18 protein-coding genes are annotated in these 21,113 nt (G+C 67.3%); 13 read left to right on the top strand and 5 right to left on the bottom strand.

Annotation, left to right across the window (positions count from 1 at the left end):
* Positions 1-27: 27 nt before the first annotated feature.
* From ACLJPD_RS12970 to ACLJPD_RS12940, 7 genes are all read left to right on the top strand, one after another.
* Positions 28-1,284 (top strand): hypothetical protein, encoded by a 1,257-nt coding sequence (locus ACLJPD_RS12970; protein ID WP_410872290.1) that lies wholly within the window; start codon positions 28-30, stop codon positions 1,282-1,284.
* Entirely contained in the window at positions 1,281-1,772 is a 492-nt protein-coding gene (locus ACLJPD_RS12965; RefSeq protein ID WP_410872289.1) for a hypothetical protein, read from the top strand. Before ACLJPD_RS12970 ends, ACLJPD_RS12965 begins: the two co-directional genes overlap by 4 nt.
* Before the next feature lie 100 nt (positions 1,773-1,872).
* Entirely contained in the window at positions 1,873-2,373 is a 501-nt protein-coding gene (locus tag ACLJPD_RS12960) for a hypothetical protein (RefSeq protein WP_410872288.1), read from the top strand.
* A gap of 126 nt (positions 2,374-2,499) precedes the next feature.
* Positions 2,500-4,218, top strand: coding sequence for a polyprenol phosphomannose-dependent alpha 1,6 mannosyltransferase MptB (gene mptB / locus ACLJPD_RS12955; protein WP_410872287.1), 1,719 nt, complete (start codon positions 2,500-2,502; stop codon positions 4,216-4,218).
* Positions 4,215-5,147 (top strand): ABC transporter ATP-binding protein, encoded by a 933-nt coding sequence (locus ACLJPD_RS12950; RefSeq protein ID WP_410872286.1) that lies wholly within the window; start codon positions 4,215-4,217, stop codon positions 5,145-5,147. The genes mptB and ACLJPD_RS12950 overlap by 4 nt, the downstream gene beginning before the upstream one ends.
* A complete protein-coding gene (locus ACLJPD_RS12945) occupies positions 5,144-5,926 on the top strand; it encodes an ABC transporter permease (protein ID WP_410872285.1) in 783 nt (260 codons plus the stop codon). Before ACLJPD_RS12950 ends, ACLJPD_RS12945 begins: the two co-directional genes overlap by 4 nt.
* A gap of 68 nt (positions 5,927-5,994) precedes the next feature.
* Positions 5,995-6,966, top strand: a complete 972-nt coding sequence (locus tag ACLJPD_RS12940) for a COX15/CtaA family protein (RefSeq protein WP_410872284.1) — start codon at positions 5,995-5,997, stop codon at positions 6,964-6,966.
* Between the two features lie 100 nt (positions 6,967-7,066).
* On the opposite strand, the gene ACLJPD_RS12935 is transcribed toward ACLJPD_RS12940, so the two are convergent.
* On the bottom strand, positions 7,067-7,432 hold the full coding sequence (locus tag ACLJPD_RS12935) for a hypothetical protein (RefSeq protein ID WP_410872283.1): 366 nt from the start codon (positions 7,430-7,432) through the stop codon (positions 7,067-7,069).
* A gap of 76 nt (positions 7,433-7,508) precedes the next feature.
* On the opposite strand from ACLJPD_RS12935, the gene ACLJPD_RS12930 reads away from it, so the two are divergent.
* Entirely contained in the window at positions 7,509-8,474 is a 966-nt protein-coding gene (locus ACLJPD_RS12930) for a quinone oxidoreductase family protein (protein WP_410872282.1), read from the top strand.
* Positions 8,475-8,554: 80 nt separating this feature from the next.
* Here the strand turns inward: ACLJPD_RS12930 and ACLJPD_RS12925 are convergent, their stop codons facing one another.
* Entirely contained in the window at positions 8,555-9,547 is a 993-nt protein-coding gene (locus tag ACLJPD_RS12925; RefSeq protein WP_410872281.1) for a heme o synthase, read from the bottom strand.
* A 422-nt stretch (positions 9,548-9,969) separates the two neighbouring features.
* Here ACLJPD_RS12925 and tkt point away from each other — a divergent pair, with 422 nt between their 5' ends.
* The 5 genes from tkt to pgl are packed head-to-tail and all read left to right on the top strand — an operon-like array spanning position 9,970 to position 16,505.
* Positions 9,970-12,111 (top strand): transketolase, encoded by a 2,142-nt coding sequence (gene tkt, locus ACLJPD_RS12920; protein ID WP_410872280.1) that lies wholly within the window; start codon positions 9,970-9,972, stop codon positions 12,109-12,111.
* A 4-nt stretch (positions 12,112-12,115) separates the two neighbouring features.
* The gene (tal, locus tag ACLJPD_RS12915) at positions 12,116-13,249 is read left to right on the top strand and encodes a transaldolase (RefSeq protein ID WP_410872279.1); all 1,134 of its coding nucleotides are present in this window, start codon (positions 12,116-12,118) and stop codon (positions 13,247-13,249) included.
* Between the two features lie 4 nt (positions 13,250-13,253).
* Complete coding sequence (gene zwf / locus ACLJPD_RS12910; protein WP_410872278.1) at positions 13,254-14,825, top strand: glucose-6-phosphate dehydrogenase; 1,572 nt, start codon at positions 13,254-13,256, stop codon at positions 14,823-14,825.
* On the top strand, positions 14,822-15,730 hold the full coding sequence (opcA, locus tag ACLJPD_RS12905; protein ID WP_410873397.1) for a glucose-6-phosphate dehydrogenase assembly protein OpcA: 909 nt from the start codon (positions 14,822-14,824) through the stop codon (positions 15,728-15,730). Before zwf ends, opcA begins: the two co-directional genes overlap by 4 nt.
* Positions 15,723-16,505: a 6-phosphogluconolactonase gene (gene pgl / locus ACLJPD_RS12900; protein WP_410872277.1), complete on the top strand. Its 783-nt coding sequence runs from the start codon at positions 15,723-15,725 to the stop codon at positions 16,503-16,505. The genes opcA and pgl overlap by 8 nt, the downstream gene beginning before the upstream one ends.
* Positions 16,506-16,554: 49 nt before the next feature.
* On the opposite strand, the gene ACLJPD_RS12895 is transcribed toward pgl, so the two are convergent.
* The 3 genes from ACLJPD_RS12895 to ACLJPD_RS12885 are packed head-to-tail and all read right to left on the bottom strand — an operon-like array spanning position 16,555 to position 20,956.
* The gene (locus tag ACLJPD_RS12895) at positions 16,555-18,264 is read right to left on the bottom strand and encodes an ABC transporter ATP-binding protein (protein ID WP_410872276.1); all 1,710 of its coding nucleotides are present in this window, start codon (positions 18,262-18,264) and stop codon (positions 16,555-16,557) included.
* The gene (locus ACLJPD_RS12890; protein ID WP_410872275.1) at positions 18,261-20,027 is read right to left on the bottom strand and encodes an ABC transporter ATP-binding protein; all 1,767 of its coding nucleotides are present in this window, start codon (positions 20,025-20,027) and stop codon (positions 18,261-18,263) included. Before ACLJPD_RS12890 ends, ACLJPD_RS12895 begins: the two co-directional genes overlap by 4 nt.
* Positions 20,024-20,956, bottom strand: a complete 933-nt coding sequence (locus tag ACLJPD_RS12885; RefSeq protein WP_410872274.1) for an alpha/beta hydrolase — start codon at positions 20,954-20,956, stop codon at positions 20,024-20,026. The genes ACLJPD_RS12890 and ACLJPD_RS12885 overlap by 4 nt, the downstream gene beginning before the upstream one ends.
* Between the last annotated feature and the right edge of the window lie 157 nt (positions 20,957-21,113).

The following is a 21,113-nucleotide window of genomic DNA, read 5'->3' as shown; positions in this document are numbered from 1 at the left end:
GTAGTGCAGAGTGAGGGCGTAATACGGATGGCTGAAACATTCGCGGCGAATCCCAGCGAGATTGCTGGTCTCGGCAAACTCATCACCTCGATAGCTGAAGACGCCCAGTCGGTGTCAGCCTTCGTAGCGAAGGAGGGCAGGGCTGCTGATTGGCTCCACGGACCGATCATCGACACGCTGGTCACCCCCATCAATGACGCCGCCGATTGGATGTCCAAGCGCCACGGCGTACTGGCGACTACCACCGCGAGCACCGGTACCGAACTCAACAAGGCCGCCTGGATGTATCACAGCCAGGATCAGAGAACCTACGCAGCGCTGAACGCACACACCGAATCCGGTGTCGCAGTAGGCGACAACGTCGAAGAGACCGGCGCCACGGCCGCCTACGAGGGTGCCGCTACGTACCCGAAGCCGAAGGAAGTCAAACTCGAACCACCATCGGCGAACAAAGATGACGTCATCGGTCTCATCGCGGATATTTTCCCAACGCTCGGCAGCGTGAACGAATCGATCAAGAGCATGACTCGGGCCGCTGGTAACGAACAAGATCCACTGGGCAAATGTTTGTCGCCGATTCCCGGCAACTGGTCCGAGATCCGCAGGCTCGGTGACGTCTACAAGTCGGCAGGCAACGGACTCGAAGCATGCGGTGAGAATCTCGAATCCGGTGTCAAGCGAATCGACGGGAACACTGGCAACAGCCCGAACTGGGACGGTCAAGCCTCGGTAACATTCTCGGACTGGGCTACAAAGCAGATCGCCGCGATGAAGTGGGAAGGCCCTGTCGGTCGTGTTGTGAGCGACTGTGCGGGCGTGGTCGCCGATTTGATCAGGGATGGGATCAAAGCGATCATCGAAGGCCTGTGGGGGATGCTCAACAAGTATGTCGATTTCGACGACATCAAAGGTGCTCTCAAATCGGTCGCCAACATCTTGTCCGCGGCCGTCCCTGGGATGGGAGCTGCCCGGATCGCCAAACTCGTCGTTGACATCGCCACCATAGTCACCAACGCCATCAACACGGTTCTCAAGATCAAAGAGCTCGTCGAGGCTTTCCAGAAGCTACTCGAGTACATCAAGGATCCAGTGGGCAAGTTGACGGACAACGCGAAACAAAAGCTGGAGGAGGCCGTCGCACCCGTCACCAAGAGGGTCGACCAAGCGACCCGAGCCGCCGCCATCGGACAGGATCTCACGCGCATCGCCAACTACGGCGACTCCACGAACCGGCCGACCGAGGGCTACGACACCGGTGCCGCGCCGTGGGAGAACGCGAAATGACCCGGCCGCAGTGGGGCAGCATGCGTGAGCCCGACCTCGACGCCGAGGTGGAGGCTTTCGCCCGGAAGGTCATGGACGCGGCAGACAATCTCCGAACGGCCACTATCCGCCTGACCAGCATAGACGTTGACGAACTCTTCAATAGTGCCACCGAGGTGACCGAGGAGTTCATCTCGATGGTCGCCGGGATGGACACGGCGTCGCCAGCTTTGAAGGCCTACGCCGATAGGGTAGCTGCCGGTGAATGCCGATGGTGCGACATCGAAACACTCGCCCGCCCGGTTCCCCCTGAGGTCGCCGAGATGAAAAGCCTGCCGCAGGAGTTCACGTGGAAATGGGCACCGGAACCCCCGCAGGCACCACCGCCGCCCACGTGGCCACCCACCCAGACTTCCACCGGTCGATTCCGCCCAGCGGACGGCGCGGTCGGGCCCAGCGACTGGCCGGATGAATTCGAGGACTACCCCGACGATCGGCCTTGGCGCTGAGACGCGACTTCGTGGTCCGAGGTGCCGCTACGGTCGGCGCCCTAAATTTCCGTTTGCTCGAGGAGTTTTTATGGGGCGGTCAGGGAGACTGGTCAACCCGATGACGCTGGTGTGGATATTGGTTGTCGTGGTGGGGTCGGTTGCCTTCGTCGGGGGCGCATTGAATCTCGGTATCACGCTTGCCCGATGGACCGGTTCCGATGTCGCCATGGCGCTGTTCTTTCCAGCGAGCCTGCTACTGGGAGTCTGTGGATGGATGGTCGTCCTGGCCGGCGCTTGGCGGATTCGGCGGGCTTATCTGCGGCGGGTCGGTAGCGAGGTGTCCGCAGTTGTGGTCGAGTCGGATCTGGAATGCAAACGCGGTAGAAGGCTGTTCAACTTCGATTTGTGGCGGCTACAGATCGAGGTTCAGTTCCCGCATCCGGATTCCGGCGCAGAGGTCCAGGTACGGAAGCAGTTCTTGTACCATGAGTTTCGTGTGGCCACAGCGCGAGCAATGGGTGAACAGCTGAGCATCGGGGCCCCGGTTCCCGTCCGTGTTCATAAGAAGTCGGCCTTGATCGAAATTCCGAAACGGCCTATGTGGATCGATATCTGGTGATGTACGGATCGGTTCCCGTCGAAGCGCCCAGGTAAATGGGCGCCCTGGTCGCTGCCGCATCGGCTCGGTGGCTGCTGTGCCCACTGACGAACCCTTGCGCGTCCGCGCACACTAGGCTTTGACTTCGTGGTGGTACTGGAGGGCGCGGCGCGCAAAACACTGGCGTTCGGGCGTCGGGCTCTCGGGCTCGACGTGTCGGCGCCCGATCACACCGTCGCGGTGCTGCATCGCGACGAGACCGAGGTCCCCGGGCTCGACAAGCGCGAACGCGCGCAACTGGACCGCATCCGGCTGATGGGGGCGACCGGTACGGTCCTGATGGCGATCGCGGCGCTGGGCATCGGCGCCCAACCGGTGCATCAGAATCCGGTCTCGGGTGTGCGCGTGCTCGGTATCTTCGCGCGAGCGCACACCGGGTCACTGGCGATGTGCATGTTCGGCACCGCGCTGGTGATCGGGGCGTGGTTGCTGTTGGGGCGCTTCGCGATCGGCGGGCTCGCCGGATCGCCGCTGCACCGGCTGAGCCGCTCCCAGCTGGACCGCACCCTGCTGCTGTGGATCATCCCGTTGTCGGTGGCGCCGCCGATGTTCAGCAATGACGTCTATTCCTATCTCGCCCAGAGCGAGATCGCCGCCCGCGGCATCGACCCCTATTCCGAAGGCCCCGTCGCCGGACTCGGAATCGACAATGTGCTCACCAACAATGTGCCGACGATCTGGCGCGATACGCCCGCGCCGTACGGTCCGCTGTTCCTGTGGATTGGCCGCGGTATCGCGGAGCTGACCGGGGACAACATCATCGCCGGGGTGTGGGTGCACCGGTTGCTGGCGCTGGCCGGAGTGGCGCTGATCGTGTGGGCGCTGCCGCGCTTGTCGGTGCGCTGCGGGGTGGCGCCGGTGAGTGCGTTGTGGCTCGGCGCGGCCAATCCCCTGGTGCTGTTCCACCTGGTCGGCGGTGTCCACAACGATGCGCTGATGCTCGGCCTGATGCTGGCCGGGGTCGAGCTCATGCTGCGCGCGGTCTACGGCGAGGGAGGCAGACCCGATCTGCTGACAGCCACCAATCTGCCCCCTTTCGATGCCCGCGCCTACGGCCTGCTGATCAGCGGGGCGGTGGTGATCACCCTGTCGTCCTCGATCAAACTCACGTCGATCATCGCGCTCGGGTTCGTCGGCATGGCGCTGGCCAGACGCTGGGGCGGCTCGTTCACCGCCGTCGTCAAAGCCGCGGCTCTGCTGGGTGTCATCGCCGGGGCGACAACACTTTTCATCGGCTTCGCCAGTGGACTCGGCTTCGGCTGGGTCCACACGCTCAGCGTCGCCAACGCCGTGCGGAGCTGGATGTCGCTGCCGACCATCATCGGGATCGCCACCGGCTTCGGCGGCGTCCTGCTCGGTCTCGGCGATCACACCACCGCGCTGCTCTCGATCACCCGCCCGATCGCGGGACTGGTCGCGGTTTTCGTGACCGTCCGCATGCTCGTCGCCACCAGCATGGGCAGGCTGCATCCCGTCGGCGCGATGGGCGTCTCGCTCGCGGCGATCGTGCTGCTGTTCCCCGTGGTCCAGCCCTGGTACCTGCTCTGGGCCATCGTGCCGCTGGCCGCTTGGGCCACCCAGCCGGTGTTCCGCGTGCCCGCCGTCGCGTTCTCGGCGGTGGTCTCCATGCTGGTGATGCCGCGCGGTGCGGAATTCCAGGTGTTCCAGATCATCGGGGCCGCGCTCGCGGCCGTCGTGTGCTTCGCGCTGTTCTTCGCGCTCACCCGGCACACGCTGCCATGGCGGGCGCAGCCGGGGGTGTCGGCTCCGTCACAGGAGGGCACGGCTTACCGTGTGAACTCGTGACAACACGCCCTGGACCCGCCGTTAGCGTCGACGGTGTGGTCAAGCGCTACGGCGAGACCACCGCGGTCGACGGTCTGCGGTTCGACGTAGAGCCCGCCCAGGTGTTCGCTCTACTCGGCCCCAACGGCGCGGGCAAGACCACCACTGTCGAGATGTGCGAGGGCTTCGTGCGCCCGGACGCGGGGTCGGTCCGTGTCCTCGGCCTCGACCCGATCGCCGACTCCGAGCAGTTGCGTCCGCGCATCGGCGTGATGCTCCAGGGCGGCGGCGCCTACCCCGGCGCCCGCGCGGGCGAGATGCTCGACCTGGTCGCGGCCTATTCCGCCGATCCCATCGACCCCGACTGGCTGCTGTCGACACTGGGCCTGCAGGACAATCGCCGCACGCCCTATCGACGCCTGTCGGGCGGCCAGCAACAGCGGCTCGCACTCGCTTGCGCGCTGGTCGGCAGACCCGAGATCGTGTTCCTCGACGAACCCACCGCCGGACTCGACGCCCAGGCGCGGCTGATCGTCTGGGAACTCATCGACGCCCTTCGCCGCGACGGCGTGAGCGTCGTGCTCACCACACACATGATGGACGAGGCCGAACAGCTCGCCGATCAGCTCGTCATCATCGATCACGGGCAGATCGTCGCCCAGGGCACCCCCGCGGAGGTCACCGCCCACGGCGCGGCGGGCCAGCTGAGGTTCTGCGCCCCACCGAAACTCGATGTCGCCTTGCTGAAATCGGCTCTGCCGGAAGGTTTTTCGCCGCACGAGACCACACCGGGCATGTACCTGGTCGAGGGCGAGATCACCCCGCAGGTATTGGCGACGGTCACCGCCTGGTGCGCCAGGATGGACGTGCTCGCCACCGACATCCGCATCGACCAGCGTCGCCTCGAAGACGTTTTCCTCGAACTGACCGGACGGGACCTGCGCGGATGAGCGAGACCACCAGCCGTTTCCTGCCCGGCACCTTCACCCCCGATCCCCGGCCCGCCTCGCGGGTGGCGATGCTCACGGCGCAGACCGGGCTCGAGCTGAAACTGTTGTTGCGCAACGGCGAACAGCTGCTGCTCACCATGTTCATCCCGATCACCCTGCTCATCGGGCTCACCCTGCTGCCGTTCGGCGATCTGGGCGAAGATCGGGTCGAGCGCATCGTGCCGATGGTGATGATGACCGCGGTGATGTCGACCGCGTTCACCGGCCAGGCCATCGCCGTCGGTTTCGACCGCCGCTACGGTGCCCTCAAACGACTCGGCGCCACACCGCTGCCCCGCTGGGGCGTGATCGCGGGCAAGTGCGCGGCCGTGCTCATCGTGGTAGTGCTGCAGGCGATGCTGCTCGGTGCGATCGGCGTCGCGCTGGGATGGCGGCCCGGGATCGGCGGACTCGCCCTCGGCGCACTGGTGATCGCCCTCGGCACCGCCACCTTCGCGGCGATGGGACTGCTGCTCGGCGGGACGCTCAAGGCCGAAGTCGTGCTGGCGCTGGCCAATATCCTGTGGTTCATCATGCTCGGCATCGCCAGCCTGGTCCTCGTCGGCGACGATCTACCCACCGCGCTGACGGTGCTCGCGCGGCTGATCCCGTCCGGTGCGCTGGCCTTCGCACTCGACACGGCCCTGACGGCGTCGATCGACTGGTTCGGGGTGGCCGTGCTCGCGGTGTGGGGCGTGGTGTGCGGATGGCTGGCGACCCGGCTGTTCCGTTTCCACTGACGTGACCAACGACGCACTGTAGTAGCCCTGGTATCAGCGTCGAATTGTCGGCCGGTACCATTCCTGACGTGCTGTATCGCGCCTTCGTTGGCCTCGTCGACCGGCTGCCGCTCCCCTCGCTGCGGGTGCAGCGGCTCATCGCCATCGCGGTGATCCTGAGCCAGGCGGGAATCTCGGTGACCGGCGCGATCGTGCGCGTCACCGCCTCCGGCCTCGGCTGCCCGACCTGGCCGCAATGCTTCCCGGGCAGCTTCACCCCCATCGGGGTGTCGGAAGTGCCCGTCCTGCACCAGACCGTGGAGTTCGGCAACCGGCTGCTCACCTTCGCGGTGACGCTGTGCGCCGCGTTGATCGTGCTGGCCGTCGTCCGGGCGCGCAGGCGCAAGGAAGTCCTGGTCTACGCCTGGTTGATGCCGGGCGGCACGGTCGTGCAGGCGATCATCGGCGGGATCACCGTGCGCACCGGGCTGCTGTGGTGGACCGTGGCGGTGCACCTGCTCGCCTCGATGGCGATGGTGTGGCTCGCGGTGGTGCTGTACGCGAAGATCTGCGAACCCGACGACGGTATCGAGACCGTTCAGGTGCCCGCTCCCCTGCGCTGGCTGACCGCGCTCAGCGGGGTGGCACTGGGGGGTGTGCTGATCGCAGGCACGTTGGTGACCGCCGCGGGTCCGCATGCCGGGGACAAGAGCATCGAACGGCCGGTCGAACGCCTGCAGGTGGAGATCGTCACGCTGGTTCACCTGCATTCGCAGTTCCTGGTCGGCTATCTGGCACTGCTCGTCGGGCTCGCGTTCGGGCTCTTCGCCGTCGGGATCACGCCCGCGATCCGCAAGCGGTTGTTCGTCCTGCTCGGGCTGGTGCTGGCGCAGGCGCTCGTCGGTGTCGTCCAGTACTTCACCGATGTGCCCGCCGCGCTCGTGGCCGTCCACGTCGGCGGTGCGGCGGCCTGCACCGCCGCGACCGCCGCGCTGTGGGCGTCGCTGCGGACGCGCGAAACGGTCGAGGTCCCCGCGGTGGCGCAGGCTTCCGTGCGCTGACCTCGCACTGCGAAACACCCCGCGACACAACGCAACAGCCCGCGATCGGTATCCGATCGCGGGCTGTTCGGTGCTTGTCGACTCGGTCCGCGCCGCGGAATCAGGCGCCTTCGAACAACTTCGCGTTGCGCGCCTTCGGGAACTTGGTCTGGCGGGCGACCCAGCCTGCCATCCGTTCCCAGTGCGTCGCGGCCGGGGTGACGACCGAGCCCAGCTCCCGGCTCCACTCGTCGGTCTCGACGAGCCCGTCGACCCGCTCGACGAGCGCCTTCGCGGTCGCCAGATCGCCGACCACCCGGTCGCCGAGGATGCCGTCGGCACCGACCAGGGTGATCCGTACACCCTGCTTACCGATGTACTGCAGTACGGCCGTACCCGTACCACCGTGCTGGGCGAGGAACTTCACGATGGACTTCTCGACCTCGGCCGGCACCTTCACGGCCTCGGGGGCGGCGGTTGTACTCATACGCCGCAGTTTACCGGCCGGTAGTTTCCAGTCCAGCCCCGAGTGGTCCGGAACACGAGGTGTAGAAAGGTGACTCATGCGCGCGATTCAGGTTTCCGAGCACGGCGGTCCCGAGGTTCTGCGGTACGTGGAGGTGGCCGACCCCCAGGCCGGCCCCGGTCAGCTGCTGGTCGAGACCCAGGGTGTGGGCGTCAACTTCATCGACATCTACTTCCGCACCGGCCTCTATCCGCAGGCGACGCCCTACATCCCCGGCTCCGAGGGGACGGGCACCGTGGTGGCGATCGGCTCCGACGTCACCGAATTCGCGATCGGCGACCGAGTCGCCTGGGCATCGGCGCCCGGTAGCTACGCGGAAAAGGTCGCGGTCGACGAGGCCGGCGCGGTGCAGGTGCCCGACGATGTCGACCCGGCGGTCGCAGCCGCCGCGCTCCTCCAGGGCATGACCGCCCATTACCTCACCGAATCGGTGTTCTCCCCCGAGCCCGGCGACCCCGTCCTCGTTCACGCCGGTGCGGGCGGAGTCGGCCTGCTGCTCACCCAGATGGCCGTCGCCAAGGGCGCCCGAGTCATCACCACGGTCTCCACCGACGCCAAGGAGAAACTCTCCCGCGAAGCAGGCGCCACCGAGGTCCTGCACTACGGCGAGGACCTCGCCGCCCGCGTCCGCGACCTCACCGATGGCATCGGCGTGGCCGCGGTCTACGACGGCGTCGGCGCCAGCACCTTCGAAGCCAGCCTGGCGTCCCTGCGTGTCCGCGGCACCCTCGCTCTCTTCGGCGCGGCCAGCGGCGCGGTACCGCCGTTCGACCCGCAACGACTGAACCCCGCCGGTTCGCTCTGGCTCACCCGCCCGTCCCTCGGCGCCTACACCCGCGACCGCACCGAATTCCTTTGGCGTGCAACGGATGTCTTCGACTGGATCGCCGCGGGCACCCTGAACCTGCGGATCGGCGCCACCTACCCGCTGGCCGAGGCCGCGCAAGCGCAGCGCGACCTGGCCGCCCGCAAGACCACCGGTTCGATCGTCCTGCTGCCCTAGCCGACGCGGCAGGTCAGCCGAGCAAGTCGGAACACAGCAGTGGCCGGGCATCGCTGCCCGGCCACTGTTTCAGGAGTGTCTTACAGCCCGATGAAGCTGCCGACGGTTTCCCACCCGAGCACCGAGTCGACGGCCAGCCCACAGAACACCACCGCGAGGTAGTTGTTCGACTGCAGGAACAACTTCAGCGGCTTCACCGACTCGCCGCGGCGAACCCCGGCGTAGAGCTGGTGTGCCATCAGCAGGAACCAGGCGCCTGCCACGAGGGCGACAGCGGCGTAGATGACGCCCGTCGCGGGCACCAACGCCATCGTCGCGAGCACCGTCAACCAGGTGTAGATGACGATCTGCTTCGTCACGACCTGCTCGGTGGCGACCACAGGCAGCATCGGTACACCGGCCGCGCGGTAATCCTCCTTGTAGCGCATGGCCAGAGCCCAGGTGTGCGGCGGCGTCCAGAAGAAGATCACCGCGAACAGCACCAGCGCGGGCCAGCCGATGTCGCCGGTCACCGCGGACCAGCCGACCAGTGCGGGCATGCACCCGGCCGCGCCGCCCCACACCACATTCTGGGAGGTCCGGCGCTTGAGGCCCTTCGTATAGACGAAAACGTAGAACAGGATCGTCGCGACAACGAGCGCGCCGCTGAGCAGGTTGGCCTGCCACCACAGCCAGGCGAAGGAGATCGCGCCGAGCACGACGCCGAACACGAGCGCGTGTGAGGTGGGCACCGCATCGCGGGCCAGTGGCCGCCGTGCGGTCCGCTTCATCACCTTGTCGATGTCGGCGTCGGCCACACAGTTGAGGGTGTTGGCGCTGGCCGCGCCCATCCAGCCACCGAACAGGGTGACCAGGATCAGCCGGATATCGACATTGCCGCGGTCGGCCAACAGCATCGTCGGGATGGTGGCAACGAGCAGCAACTCGATGACACGGGGTTTGGTGAGCGCGATATAGGCCAGTGGCTTGCGCACGATCCGCGCGCCGAGACTGTCGCCCGCGAGGCGGTCGGCCAGCGCCGTCGACGAAGTACCGTGCGCACCGCTGTTACCCGGCTCGTGACCGATCCGCACTGTTTCTCCTCGCACGCTGTGCTTCGCTTCGCATCCGGTAATGGAACGAGCAGCGCGCGGCTGCGGCGCGGCCACTACTACAGAGGATGGTAGACCCACTCACCTGCCGCTCCACGCCAGACCCCGCCATCGTGGGCGCGGTCACTACGCTGTCGGCGGGGCACTACGCCGGTGAACCCGCATCGACGCGCAGGTGAACGGCGTCGCGAGAGCTCGCGCGGATGGTTGACACCGCACACCGCCGCCTCGCCGCGATCCGCACTAGACTCACTGCCAGGGTTCGCGCCAACCCGGTGTAGCAGCACCACTAGGGTATTCCTGTATATCGGTACGCATCCCGGCCGCGTGCGACCCGCTTCGATCATCATCGCCGCTGCCAAGTTATCGCCGTCGACGAAACCTAGGTCAGGAGAACCACGGTCGTGCCAGTCACAGACGACATTCGCGCCCTCACTCAGCGGAACTATCCCAGCGACTGGACGGACCTCGACACCTTGGCTGTCGACACCGCCAGGGTCCTCGCTGCCGACGCCGTGCAGAAGGCGGGTAACGGGCACCCCGGCACCGCGATGAGCCTCGCGCCGGTCGCCTACACCCTGTTCCAGCGCACGATGCGCCAGAACCCGGCGGACCCGAGCTGGGTCGGGCGCGACCGCTTCGTGCTGTCCTGTGGGCATTCCAGCCTCACCCTCTACATCGAGCTCTACCTGGCCGGTTACGGCCTGGAGCTGACCGACCTCGAGCAGCTGCGCCAGTGGGGCTCGCTCACCCCGGGTCACCCCGAGTTCCGCCACACCGACGGCGTCGAGATCACCACCGGCCCGCTGGGCCAGGGTCTGGCCTCCGCGGTCGGCATGGCGATGGCCGCGCGCCGTGAGCGCGGGCTGTTCGATCCGAACGCCCCCGAGGGCACCAGCCCGTTCGACCACTTCATCTACGCGATCGCCTCCGACGGCGACATGCAGGAGGGCGTCACCGCCGAGGCCTCCTCGATCGCGGGCACCCAGCAGCTGGGCAACCTCGTGGTGATCTACGACGACAACGAGATCTCCATCGAGGACGACACCGACATCGCCTTCACCGAAGACGTGGCCAAGCGCTACGAGGCCTACGGCTGGCAGGTGCAGATCGTCGAGGGTGGCGAAGACGTGGTGGCCATCGAGAAGGCACTCGCCGCGGCCAAGGCCGAGACGTCCAAGCCCTCGATCATCATCCTGCGCACCATCATCGGCTTCCCGGCCCCGAACAAGATGAACTCCGGTGGCGTGCACGGCGCGGCGCTGGGTCCCGACGAGGTCGCCGCGGTGAAGAAGGCGCTCGGCTTCGATCCCGAGAAGTCCTTCGACGTCGACCCGGCCGTCATCGCGCACACCCGCAAGGCGCTCGCGCGCGGTGCCGAGGCGAAGGCGCAGTGGCAGCAGGACTTCGACAAGTGGGCCGAGGCGAACCCCTCGAACAAGGCGCTGTTCGACCGCCTGCAGACCCGCTCGCTGCCCAAGGGCTGGGCCGAGGACCTGCCGACCTTCGACATCGACCCGAAGGGCGTGGCCACCCGCAAGGCGTCGGGCAAGTTCCTCGCCTCGGTCGCCGACGCGCTGCCCGAGCTGTGGGGCGGTTCGGCCGACCTGGCCGAGTCCAACAACACCACGATGCCCGGCCAGCCCAGCTTCGGTCCCGAGTCGATCTCCACCGGCGCGTGGAAGGCCAACCCGTACGGCCGCACCCTGCACTTCGGCATCCGTGAGCACGCGATGGGCTCGATCCTCAACGGCATCGCGCTGCACGGCCCGACCCGCCCGTACGGCGGCACCTTCCTGGTGTTCTCCGACTACATGCGCCCGGCCGTTCGCCTGGCGGCGCTGATGCGGGTACCCGCCATCTACGTCTGGACCCACGACTCCATCGGTCTCGGCGAGGACGGCCCGACCCACCAGCCGATCGAGCACCTGGCCGCGCTGCGCGCGATCCCAGGCCTCAATGTCGTGCGCCCCGGCGACGCCAACGAGACCGTGCACGCCTGGCGCACCATCCTCGAGCGCGACTCCGACGAACACTCCTCGCACTTCGCGACGTACGAGGCCCCGCACCAGGACGGCCCGTCCGCGCTGGCACTGACCCGCCAGGACCTGCCGACCCTGGAGGGCACCAGCTACGACGGTGTCAAGAAGGGCGGCTACGTGCTGGCCGAGGCGTCCACCGGCACCCCCCGGGTGATCCTGATCGGCACCGGGTCCGAGCTCCAGCTCGCCGTCGCCGCGCGGCTTACCCTGGAGGAACAGGGCATTCCGACCCGTGTGGTCTCCATGCCGTGCGTGGAATGGTTCGACGCGCAGGAGCAGGGCTACCGCGACGAGGTGCTGCCGCCCGCGGTGCGCGCTCGGGTCGCTGTCGAAGCCGGTATCGCGATGCCGTGGCACCGGTTCGTCGGTGACGCGGGCGAGGTCGTCTCGATCGACCACTTCGGTGCCTCGGCCGACTTCAAGACTCTGTACCGCGAATTCGGTATCACCGCCGATGCCGTCGTCCGCGCGGCACTGCGTTCCACCGACAAGGTGAAGGGGTAGAACCATGGCACAGAACGAGAATCTCGCCGCGCTCTCGGCCGCGGGCGTCTCGGTGTGGCTCGACGATCTCTCGCGTGATCGCATCCAGTCCGGCAATCTCGCCGACCTGGTCGCGACGCGCAGCGTCGTCGGTGTCACCACCAATCCGAGCATCTTCCAGGCCGCGATGAGCGTGGGCCACGCCTACGACGCCCAGCTCAAAGACCTTGCGTCCCAAGGGGCCGACGCCGACGCGGCGATCCGCACGATGACCACCGACGACGTGCGCGCCGCCTGCGACGTGCTCGCGCCGGTGTTCGAGGCGACCGGTGGCGTGGACGGACGGGTGTCGATCGAGGTCGACCCGCGCTTCGCCTTCGACGCCGGCAAGACCATCGCCCAGGCGATCGAGCTGTGGAAGATCGTCGACCGCAAGAACCTGTTCATCAAGATCCCGGCCACCGAGGAGGGGCTGCCCGCCATCACCTCGGTGATCGCCGAGGGCATCAGTGTGAACGTGACGCTGATCTTCTCGGTGCCGCGCTACCGCGCGGTGATGGGCGCCTACCTCGACGGTCTGCGCAACGCCAAGATCGGCGGCCACGACCTGGCCAAGATCCACTCGGTCGCATCGTTCTTCGTCTCCCGGGTGGATACCGAGATCGACAAGCGGCTCGAGGCGATCGGCACCCCGGAGGCGCTCGCCCTGCGTGGCAAGGCCGGTGTGGCCAATGCCCGGCTGGCATATGCCGAGTACCAGGACGTGTTCGACGGTGGGGCGCACACCTCCACCTACAACCACCTGGCCGCGCAGGGCGGCAACCGGCAGCGGCCGCTGTGGGCGTCGACCGGGGTGAAGAACCCGGATTACCCCGACACCCTCTACGTCACCGAACTGGTCGGCCCGAACACGGTCAACACCCTGCCCGAGAAGACGCTGCAGGCCTTCGCCGATCACGGTGAGCTGCAGGGCGACACGCTCAGCGGCCGTGGCGCCGAGGGCGCACAGGTCTTCGCCGACCTGGCCGCGGTCGGTATCGATCTCGACGATGTGTTCGCGCTGCTCGAGCGCGAGGGCGTCGACAAGTTCGAGGGCGCGTGGGGCGAACTGATCGAGGCCACCACCGGTCAGCTGGATATCGCGGCGGAGGGCAACTAGCACGATGGCCGGCACAGCATCGACGGATCAGGCGGCGGGGCTGTGGCACAACCCGCTGCGCGACGAACGCGACAAACGGGTCCCCTTCATCGCGGGCCCGTGCTCCATGGTGATCTTCGGTGTCACCGGAGATCTGTCCCGCAAGAAGCTGATGCCGGCCATCTATGACCTGGCGAACCAGGGGCTGTTGCCCCCTGGTTTCGCCCTGGTCGGCTTCGCTCGGCGCAACTACGCCGACGAGGACTTCGCCTCGGTGGTACTCGAGGCCGTGAAGAAGCACGCGCGCACTCCCTTCCGCCAGGAGGTCTGGGACCACCTGGCCGAGGGGCTGCGGTTCGTGCAGGGCAGTTTCGACGACGACGAGGCCTTCGCGACGCTCGCCGATACGTTGCGCACTCTCGACGAAACCCGCGGCACCGGCGGCAATTACGCCTTCTACCTGTCGATTCCGCCGAACATGTTCCCCGTGGTGCTCGATCAGCTCAGCGAGCACGATCTGGCCCAGGCCACACCCGCGCCCGACGGGTACACCCCCTGGCGGCGCGTGGTGATCGAGAAGCCGTTCGGCCACGACCTGACCAGCGCGAAGGAGCTCAACGCTCTGGTCAACCGGGTCTTCCCCGAAGAGCAGGTCTTTCGCATCGACCACTACCTCGGCAAGGAGACGGTCCAGAACATTCTGGCGCTGCGTTTCGCCAACGAGTTGTTCGAGCCGATCTGGAACGCCAACTATGTCGACAGCGTGCAGATCACCATGGCCGAGGACATCGGATTGGGTGGTCGTGCGGGCTATTACGACGGAATCGGCGCGGCGCGCGACGTCATCCAGAACCATCTGTTGCAGTTGCTCGCGCTGACCGCGATGGAAGAACCGACGTCCTTCGAGCCGATGCAGCTCATCACGGAGAAGATCAAGGCTCTGTCGGCCACCAAACTCGTTGCGCCGCTGGACGAGACGACCGCGCGCGGGCAGTACACCGAGGGCTGGCAGGGCAGCGAACACGTGGTCGGCCTGCATCAGGAGGAGGGGTTCGATCCGCAGTCGCGGACCGAGACCTACGCCGCGCTCACCCTGCATGTGGAGAACCGGCGCTGGGCGGGCGTGCCGTTCTATCTGCGCACCGGAAAACGCTTGGGCCGCAGGGTGACCGAGATCGCGGTCGTGTTCAAACGCGCGCCGCACCTGCCCTTCGACCAGACCATGACCGAGGAACTCGGCCAGAACGCCCTCGTCATCCGCGTACAGCCGGACGAGGGCATCACCTTGCGCTTCGGCTCCAAGGTCCCTGGCTCGGGTATGGAAGTGCGCGATGTGAACATGGACTTCAGCTACGGCGAGGCGTTCACCGAGTCCTCCCCCGAAGCGTACGAACGGCTGATCCTCGACGTGCTGCTCGGCGTGCCGTCGCTGTTCCCGGTCAACGCGGAGGTCGAATTGTCCTGGCGCATCCTCGATCCCGTGCTCGCGCACTGGGCCGCGGGCGGCAAACCCGAACCCTACGAGGCCGGGACCTGGGGTCCCACCTCGGCCGATGAGATGCTCGCGCGCAGCGGGCGGGAATGGCGGCGTCCGTGATCGTCGACATGCCCGACACCAACACCGTCGATGTCGGTAAGCGGATGGTGCAGTTGCGCGAGACCAACGGCGTGATCACCCAGGGCCGGGTGCTCACCCTGGTGGTGTGCACCCTGGACTCGTCCGAAGCCGAGGACGCGATCGACGCCGCCAACGATGCCAGCCGCGAACACCCCTGCCGGGTCATCGTGCTGGCCCGCGGTGACCGCGATGCCGACACCCGGCTCGACGCCCAGATCCGCGTCGGCGGTGACGCCGGTGCGGCCGAGGTGATCGTGCTGCGCCTGCAAGGTGCGCTGGTGAACCACGAGAGCAGCGTCGTGACCCCGTTCCTGCTGCCCGATACCCCGGTGGTGGCGTGGTGGCCGCGTGGCGCACCGGAGCACCCGTCGTTGGATTCGGTGGGCAGGCTGGCCAAACGCCGCATCACCGACGCCACCTTCGCCCCCGATCCGCAGGCCGCGATCAGGAAGCGCCGTTACTCCTACGCGACCGGTGACACCGATCTGGCGTGGAGCCGCATCACCTACTGGCGGGCGCTGCTGGCCGCGGCGCTGGACGAGCCGCCGTTCGAACCGGTCACCTCGGTGACCGTGTCGGGCCTGGCATCCGAACCCGCGCTCGACACCCTGGCCGGTTGGCTGGCCTCGCGTCTGAACTGCCCGGTGATCCGCAAGACCGGGGAGTTGAAGGTTCAGATCAACCGCGCGACCGATTCGATCGCCATCGAACGCCCGCAACTAGGAAGGACGGCCACGCTGACCCGCACCGGCGAACCCGACCAGCGGATCGCGCTGGCACGCCGGGAAACTCGCGATTGCCTCGCCGAGGAACTACGCCGGCTCGACGCCGACGAGATCTACGCCGAGGCGCTCGCCGGAATCGAGAAGGTGACCTATGAGTGAGCTCGACAGCCATGACGACCTCGGTGCCGAATTCCCCGCCAATACGATCGAGATCCACGACGACGCCGACCTGCTCGCCGACGGGGCGGCCGAACGCTTCGTCGACGTGATCGTCTCCGCCCAGGCAGAACGCGGCCATGCCTCGGTCTCGCTCACCGGCGGCAGCGACGGCATCCGCCTGCTCGAACGAGTTCGCCAGACCCCCGGTGACATCGACTGGTCCACCCTCTACGTCTACTGGGGCGACGAGCGGTTCGTCCCAGCGGGCGACAAGGACCGCAACGAACTCCAGGCCCGCGAGGCGCTGCTGGACTTCGTGCCCCTGAACCCGGCCCACGTCTTCCCGATCGCCCCCTCCGACGGCGCTTACGGCTCACCCGAGGAAGCCGCAGCCGCCTACGCCCAGCTGGTACACACCGAACTCGACGAACGCGGCGAGTTCGACCTCACGGTTCTCGGCATGGGCCCCGAAGGCCATATCGACTCCCTGTTCCCGCACTCCCCCGCGGTGCAGGAGACAACGGATTACGTCGTCGCCGTTCATAATTGCCCGAAACCCCCACCGACCAGGGTCACCATGACCCTGCCCGCGATCCACCGTTCCCGGCACGTGATGCTCGTGGTCAGCGGGGAGGGCAAAGCCGCGGCGGTGGCCGCCGCCGTGAACGGCGCCTCCCCCGACGATGTCCCGTCGGCAGGCGCGGTCGGCATCGAGTCGACCACCTGGGTGATCGATGAGCCCGCCGCGACGGGCTTACTGCTCGACGAGGAATAGCGCACACGTTATAGAAGCCGGGCCCGTGATCGGGCCCGGCTTCGCTGTGTCAGGTGGCCGGGGTCAGGGAGATCGTCCAGAAGTCGGCGTAGCGGCTTGCGCGGTGGAGGAGTTCGTCGTGGGTGCCGTCTTCCGCGATGTGAGCGTTGTCGAGGAAGACGATCCGGTCGGCGCGGCGGACGGTGCGCAGGCGATGGGCCACCATGACTACTGTTCGGCCAGCCATCAGGCGTTCGATCCCCTCGTGGACGGCGGCCTCGTTGCGTGGGTCGAGGGCGGAGGTGACCTCGTCGAGCAGGACGATCGGGGCGTTCTTCAGCAGGGCTCGGGCGATCGAAACTCGTTGGCGCTCACCGCCGGACAGTGCGGTGCCACCTTCGCCGACGTTCGTTGTCCAACCGCCGGGGAGTCGGTCGATCACCTCGTCGAGGCGGGCCGCGGTGGCGGCCGTTCTGACCTCTTCGTCGGTGGCGTCGGGGCGGCCGAGTCGGATGTTGTCTTCGATGGTGCCGTCGAAGAGGTAGACGTTCTGGAAGACGATGGCGAATTGGGCCATCAGTGCTTCGGTGCCGATGTCGCGCACATCGACCCCGCCGATACGCACGGCGCCTGCGTCTACGTCGTAGAAACGGGCGATCAGTTGCAGGAGAGTGGTTTTGCCCGCTCCGGACGGGCCGACGACGGCTAGCCGTTGCCCTGGGGGAACCGTCAGTGATACCCCTTCGAGGACCGTGCGGGTGCCGTGCCGGAAGGTGACGGCGTCGAAGGTGAGGTCGTGTGCTCTCGGCTGGAGCGGTGTGGTGGGTTCGGGCAAGGTTTCGGTGCGCAGGAGGGCCTCGAGGCGCACCAGTTCCGATCGCGCGCTGCGCAGTTGGCCACCGATATCGGCGAGCGACAGCAGCGGGTCCGCGCAGCGGGCAGCGAGGATCAGGATGGCCAAAAGCTCTGCCGCGCTGATGTTTCCGCCGAGAGCGAGGTAGGTGCCGAGGGCCAGCAGCACGGTGAACATCGATTGCACCGCGAGCGAGAGTCCGAGGATTCCGGGCAGCGCGGTGAAGGCTCGGCGGCGTGACGCCCGCGCGACTTCCTGGAGCGAATCGTCGAGTAGGTCGAACCTTTCGGCGGTGCGCCCTCCGGCCCGCAGGACCGGCTGGGCCTGCAGATATTCGATGACACGTTGCGCGGCGTCGTGGTCACGTTCGTGCCGCTCGGCATCGCCGAGGGCCATCGCACGCCCCGACCACACCTGGATCGCCGCCACGATCGGCACGGCGGCGGCCGCGGCCAGCCCCATTTGCCAGTTGAACGCGACCATCACGACGATGATCGTCAGCGGTGTCACGGCCGCGGAGATGAGCGGCGCCATCAGGTGCGCGAGCACGCTCAACGCTTGCAGCACACCGCGACTGGCGAGTACCGACACCTCACCGACACGACCCGCCGTGTACCAGCCGATGGGCAGCCGGGCCAGGTGATCGCCGAGTCGGTAATAGACGCCGCGCAACAGTGTGGTTCCGACGCGGAATCCGGACAGGTCGCTGCGGTACCGGAGTGCGGCGTAGAGGGCGACGGCACCGCCGAAGGCGATCAGCCAGGGTTGGGCGGCGGCGGGATCGGCACCGAACAGTGCCCGCAACACGGGAACCAGTAGCGCATAGGACAATCCCTCGGCGACCGCGGTCACGGTCATCAGGGCGACGGTGCGCCGAACCGGTGTCGCGTACTCGGGTCCGAGCACGCGCAACAGCATGCGAATCATCGTGGGTCTCCCTGCAGTTGCGCGGTCACCGTTCGGTGCGCATGCCAGAAGTCGGCGAATTCTCCCTGTCGGGCCAGCAGTTCCGCGGGTCTGCCCTGTTCGATGATCGTGCCGTTGTCGAGCATCACGACGTTGTCGGCGTCGGCGATCGTTTCCAAACGGTGGGCGATGACGAAAAGGGTCCGGTCGCCACCGAGCGAGGCCAGTGCTTGTCGCACTGCCCTCTCGGTGTGCGGGTCGGCGAAGGCAGTCGCCTCGTCGAGGACCAGCACGGGCGCGTCGGCGAGCAGTGCACGCGCCAGCGAAATCCGTTGCGCCTCACCGCCGGACAGCACCGCGTCGTCGCCGATCACCGTGTCGTAGCCGCGCGGCAGTTCGAGTATGCGGTCGTGAATATTCGCCAGGCGAGCGGCGCGAATCACGGTGTCTCGGTCCGCGTGTGGGACGGCCAGGGCGATATTGTCCGCGACCGACGCGCGCAGCAACCGCACATCCTGGAAGACGAACGAGACGGTCCGGTAGAGGTCGCGGCTGCCGAGTTCGCGCAGGTCCACCCCACCGAGGGTCACCGTGCCGTGGGTCGGGTCGAAGAACCGCGGCAGCAGCTGGACCAGGGTGGATTTGCCGCTGCCCGACGGCCCGACGAGTGCAGTGACGGTACCTGGCTCGAGCACCAGGTCGATCCCGCGCAGCACTTCGTGGTCGGTGTCGTAGCCGAACCGGACTCCGCGCAACTCCACCCGATGCCCCTGTGGCGCTCTCGGCCGGGTCGGCTCGGGCAGCGGCGCCTCGTCGAGAACATCGCGAATCCGGCCTGCCGCCCGGCCGGCGGCCTGGAGATCGTCGAAACCGTGCCCGAGTGCCGCCACGGGCGCGGTCAGTCCGATGCCGAGCAGCACGAACGGCAGCAGATCGGCCGGGGCCATCGCACCGTTCGTGATCAGCACCGCACCGCCGATCAGCACGACCAGCAGCACGAACGGCGGCGACAGCGCCACCTGCATCCCCGCCGCGGGTCCCGCCAGACCCCGCACCATCCGCAGGAAGATGTCCGCGAAATCGTCAGTGGCCGTGCGGAATCGGCGATGTGCGCGCTCGGCACCGCCGAACGCCTTCACCACTGCGATGCCCTGCACGAACTCGATGACCGAGCTGGCGATGCCACCCATGGCGGTGTCGAAATCCTGCTGTTCGCGCAGCCGGGTGGGGGTCATCATCAACGGGACGAGCGCGATGGCAAGCACCACCGGAATCAGGGTGACGAGCGTGAGCCGCCAGTCGACGGTGAACAGGTAGATCAGCGAGACCAGCGGCACCACGAACGCCGATACCAGTTCGCCGGGCGCGTGGGCGATGAACGGGTGTACGGCGCTCACGTCGTCACCGACGATCTTCGCCAGTTCGCCGGTGCGGCGCCGCGCGAACCAGCTGATCGGCACCCGCCCCAGCTGATCGGCGAGTTGGCGCCGCAACGACAGCTGGACTCGATCGTCGAGCAGGTGTCCGATCGCCGACGATGCTGCGGTACACAGCAATCGGACCAGCAGACCGAGCGCTCCGGCCAGCACGACGAGCCACACGTGAGCGCGGTCGATCTCGCCGGGCGACAACACGGAACGACCCAGCTCGACTACTGCCAGCAAGGGCGCCAGCCCCGCCACGGCGCCGATGACCTGCAAGATCACCACCGCGCTGAAACCGCCGAGATACGGACGGAGCAGCTTGGCGATGCTCGTTGGCGGGGCCTGTTCGATAACGGTCATCGACGCGCTCCCGAACCCACAGACAGGTGGCTGCGCAGGTGATCGAGAATCTCCGCACGGGCCGGCTCGGCGGCGGGGATCAGGCCCGACATGCTCAGAAAGCCATGTGTCGCTTCGGGATAGCGAGTCAGCGTCACCTCGGCGCCTGCCTGCCGTAAACGAGCGGCGTAAGCGGGCGATTGATCCTCCAGCGGATCCAGTCCCGCGGATTGGATGAGAGTGGGGGTGGAACCGGCGAGGTCGTCGCGCACCATCGGCGATATCGTTCGCGCGTCGAAACCTACGGGCAGTGCGATGCGTTGCACCGCACGGCAGTTGGCGGGTGTGGCGGTGGGGCTGTCCGCGTTCTCGGTGAAGGAGGGGTACTCGAATACCCCTTCGGTCCAGTCGAGTTGGGGGTTGATCAGTACCTGCGTGCGCAGCGCACGAGTCTCGAAGGCGGTCAACGCGGCGAGCGTAGCGCCCGCGCTACTACCGAGCAGGGCAAGTCGAGTCCCGTCCGCACCCCACGCCCCCGCCCGCGCGACGAGTACCGGCACCGCCTCCCTGGCATCCTCGACAGCCGCCGGAATCGGATGCTCCGGCGCGAGCCGGTAGTCCACCGATGCCACCACCGCCGGACACTCTGCAGCCAGGTGACTCAGCAGCCACTCGTCCTGCTCAGGCACCCCGCTGATGAACCCGCCACAGTGAAACGCCACGATCAACGGCAGCCCCGACCCGTTGCGCACCGGCCGAGACACCCGAACTCTCAGCGTCCGACCGGGTAGTTCGAGCGTGTGGTCGGCACTGAACGCACCGCGATGCGACCGACCGGTGATGAACGTCCCGAGCGGGGAGCGACGCAACTTCTCCTGCGCCTCACGCCCCTCGACAACCTCCGCCGGGGTGATCGAATCCCAATCCGGCCCACCGTGGAGTGCGGCCAACACCCGCATCCTGAATGGAACTCTGCCTCGCATGATCTGCCTCCTGGCGCTCGCTCACCGCCCCGTCCTGCCGGCGGCGTAGAGCTACCCTGACAGCCGCGACCACCGCTGCGCTTTCGGAAACATGCGGTCATAACTCCAACGGCGGCCGACACAG

The organism is Nocardia sp. A7, assembly GCF_046549215.1.
Taxonomy (GTDB): domain Bacteria; phylum Actinomycetota; class Actinomycetes; order Mycobacteriales; family Mycobacteriaceae; genus Nocardia.
Note: the sequence above shows the minus strand (reverse complement) of the source record. Positions and strands in the feature narration are given on the sequence as shown.

Bases quoted from the DNA above. Each gene is read 5' to 3' on its own strand.
- ACLJPD_RS12935 (WP_410872283.1), bottom strand. From the start codon at position 7,432: ATGAGTACAACCGCCGCCCCCGAGGCCGTGAAGGTGCCGGCCGAGGTC.
- pgl (WP_410872277.1), top strand. From the start codon at position 15,723: ATGAGTGAGCTCGACAGCCATGACGACCTCGGTGCCGAATTCCCCGCC.
- ACLJPD_RS12960 (WP_410872288.1), top strand. From the start codon at position 1,873: ATGACGCTGGTGTGGATATTGGTTGTCGTGGTGGGGTCGGTTGCCTTC.
- ACLJPD_RS12945 (WP_410872285.1), top strand. From the start codon at position 5,144: ATGAGCGAGACCACCAGCCGTTTCCTGCCCGGCACCTTCACCCCCGAT.
- ACLJPD_RS12930 (WP_410872282.1), top strand. From the start codon at position 7,509: ATGCGCGCGATTCAGGTTTCCGAGCACGGCGGTCCCGAGGTTCTGCGG.
- tal (WP_410872279.1), top strand. From the start codon at position 12,116: ATGGCACAGAACGAGAATCTCGCCGCGCTCTCGGCCGCGGGCGTCTCG.
- ACLJPD_RS12965 (WP_410872289.1), top strand. From the start codon at position 1,281: ATGACCCGGCCGCAGTGGGGCAGCATGCGTGAGCCCGACCTCGACGCC.
- ACLJPD_RS12895 (WP_410872276.1), bottom strand. From the start codon at position 18,264: ATGATTCGCATGCTGTTGCGCGTGCTCGGACCCGAGTACGCGACACCG.
- zwf (WP_410872278.1), top strand. From the start codon at position 13,254: ATGGCCGGCACAGCATCGACGGATCAGGCGGCGGGGCTGTGGCACAAC.
- ACLJPD_RS12890 (WP_410872275.1), bottom strand. From the start codon at position 20,027: ATGACCGTTATCGAACAGGCCCCGCCAACGAGCATCGCCAAGCTGCTC.
- ACLJPD_RS12970 (WP_410872290.1), top strand. From the start codon at position 28: ATGGCTGAAACATTCGCGGCGAATCCCAGCGAGATTGCTGGTCTCGGC.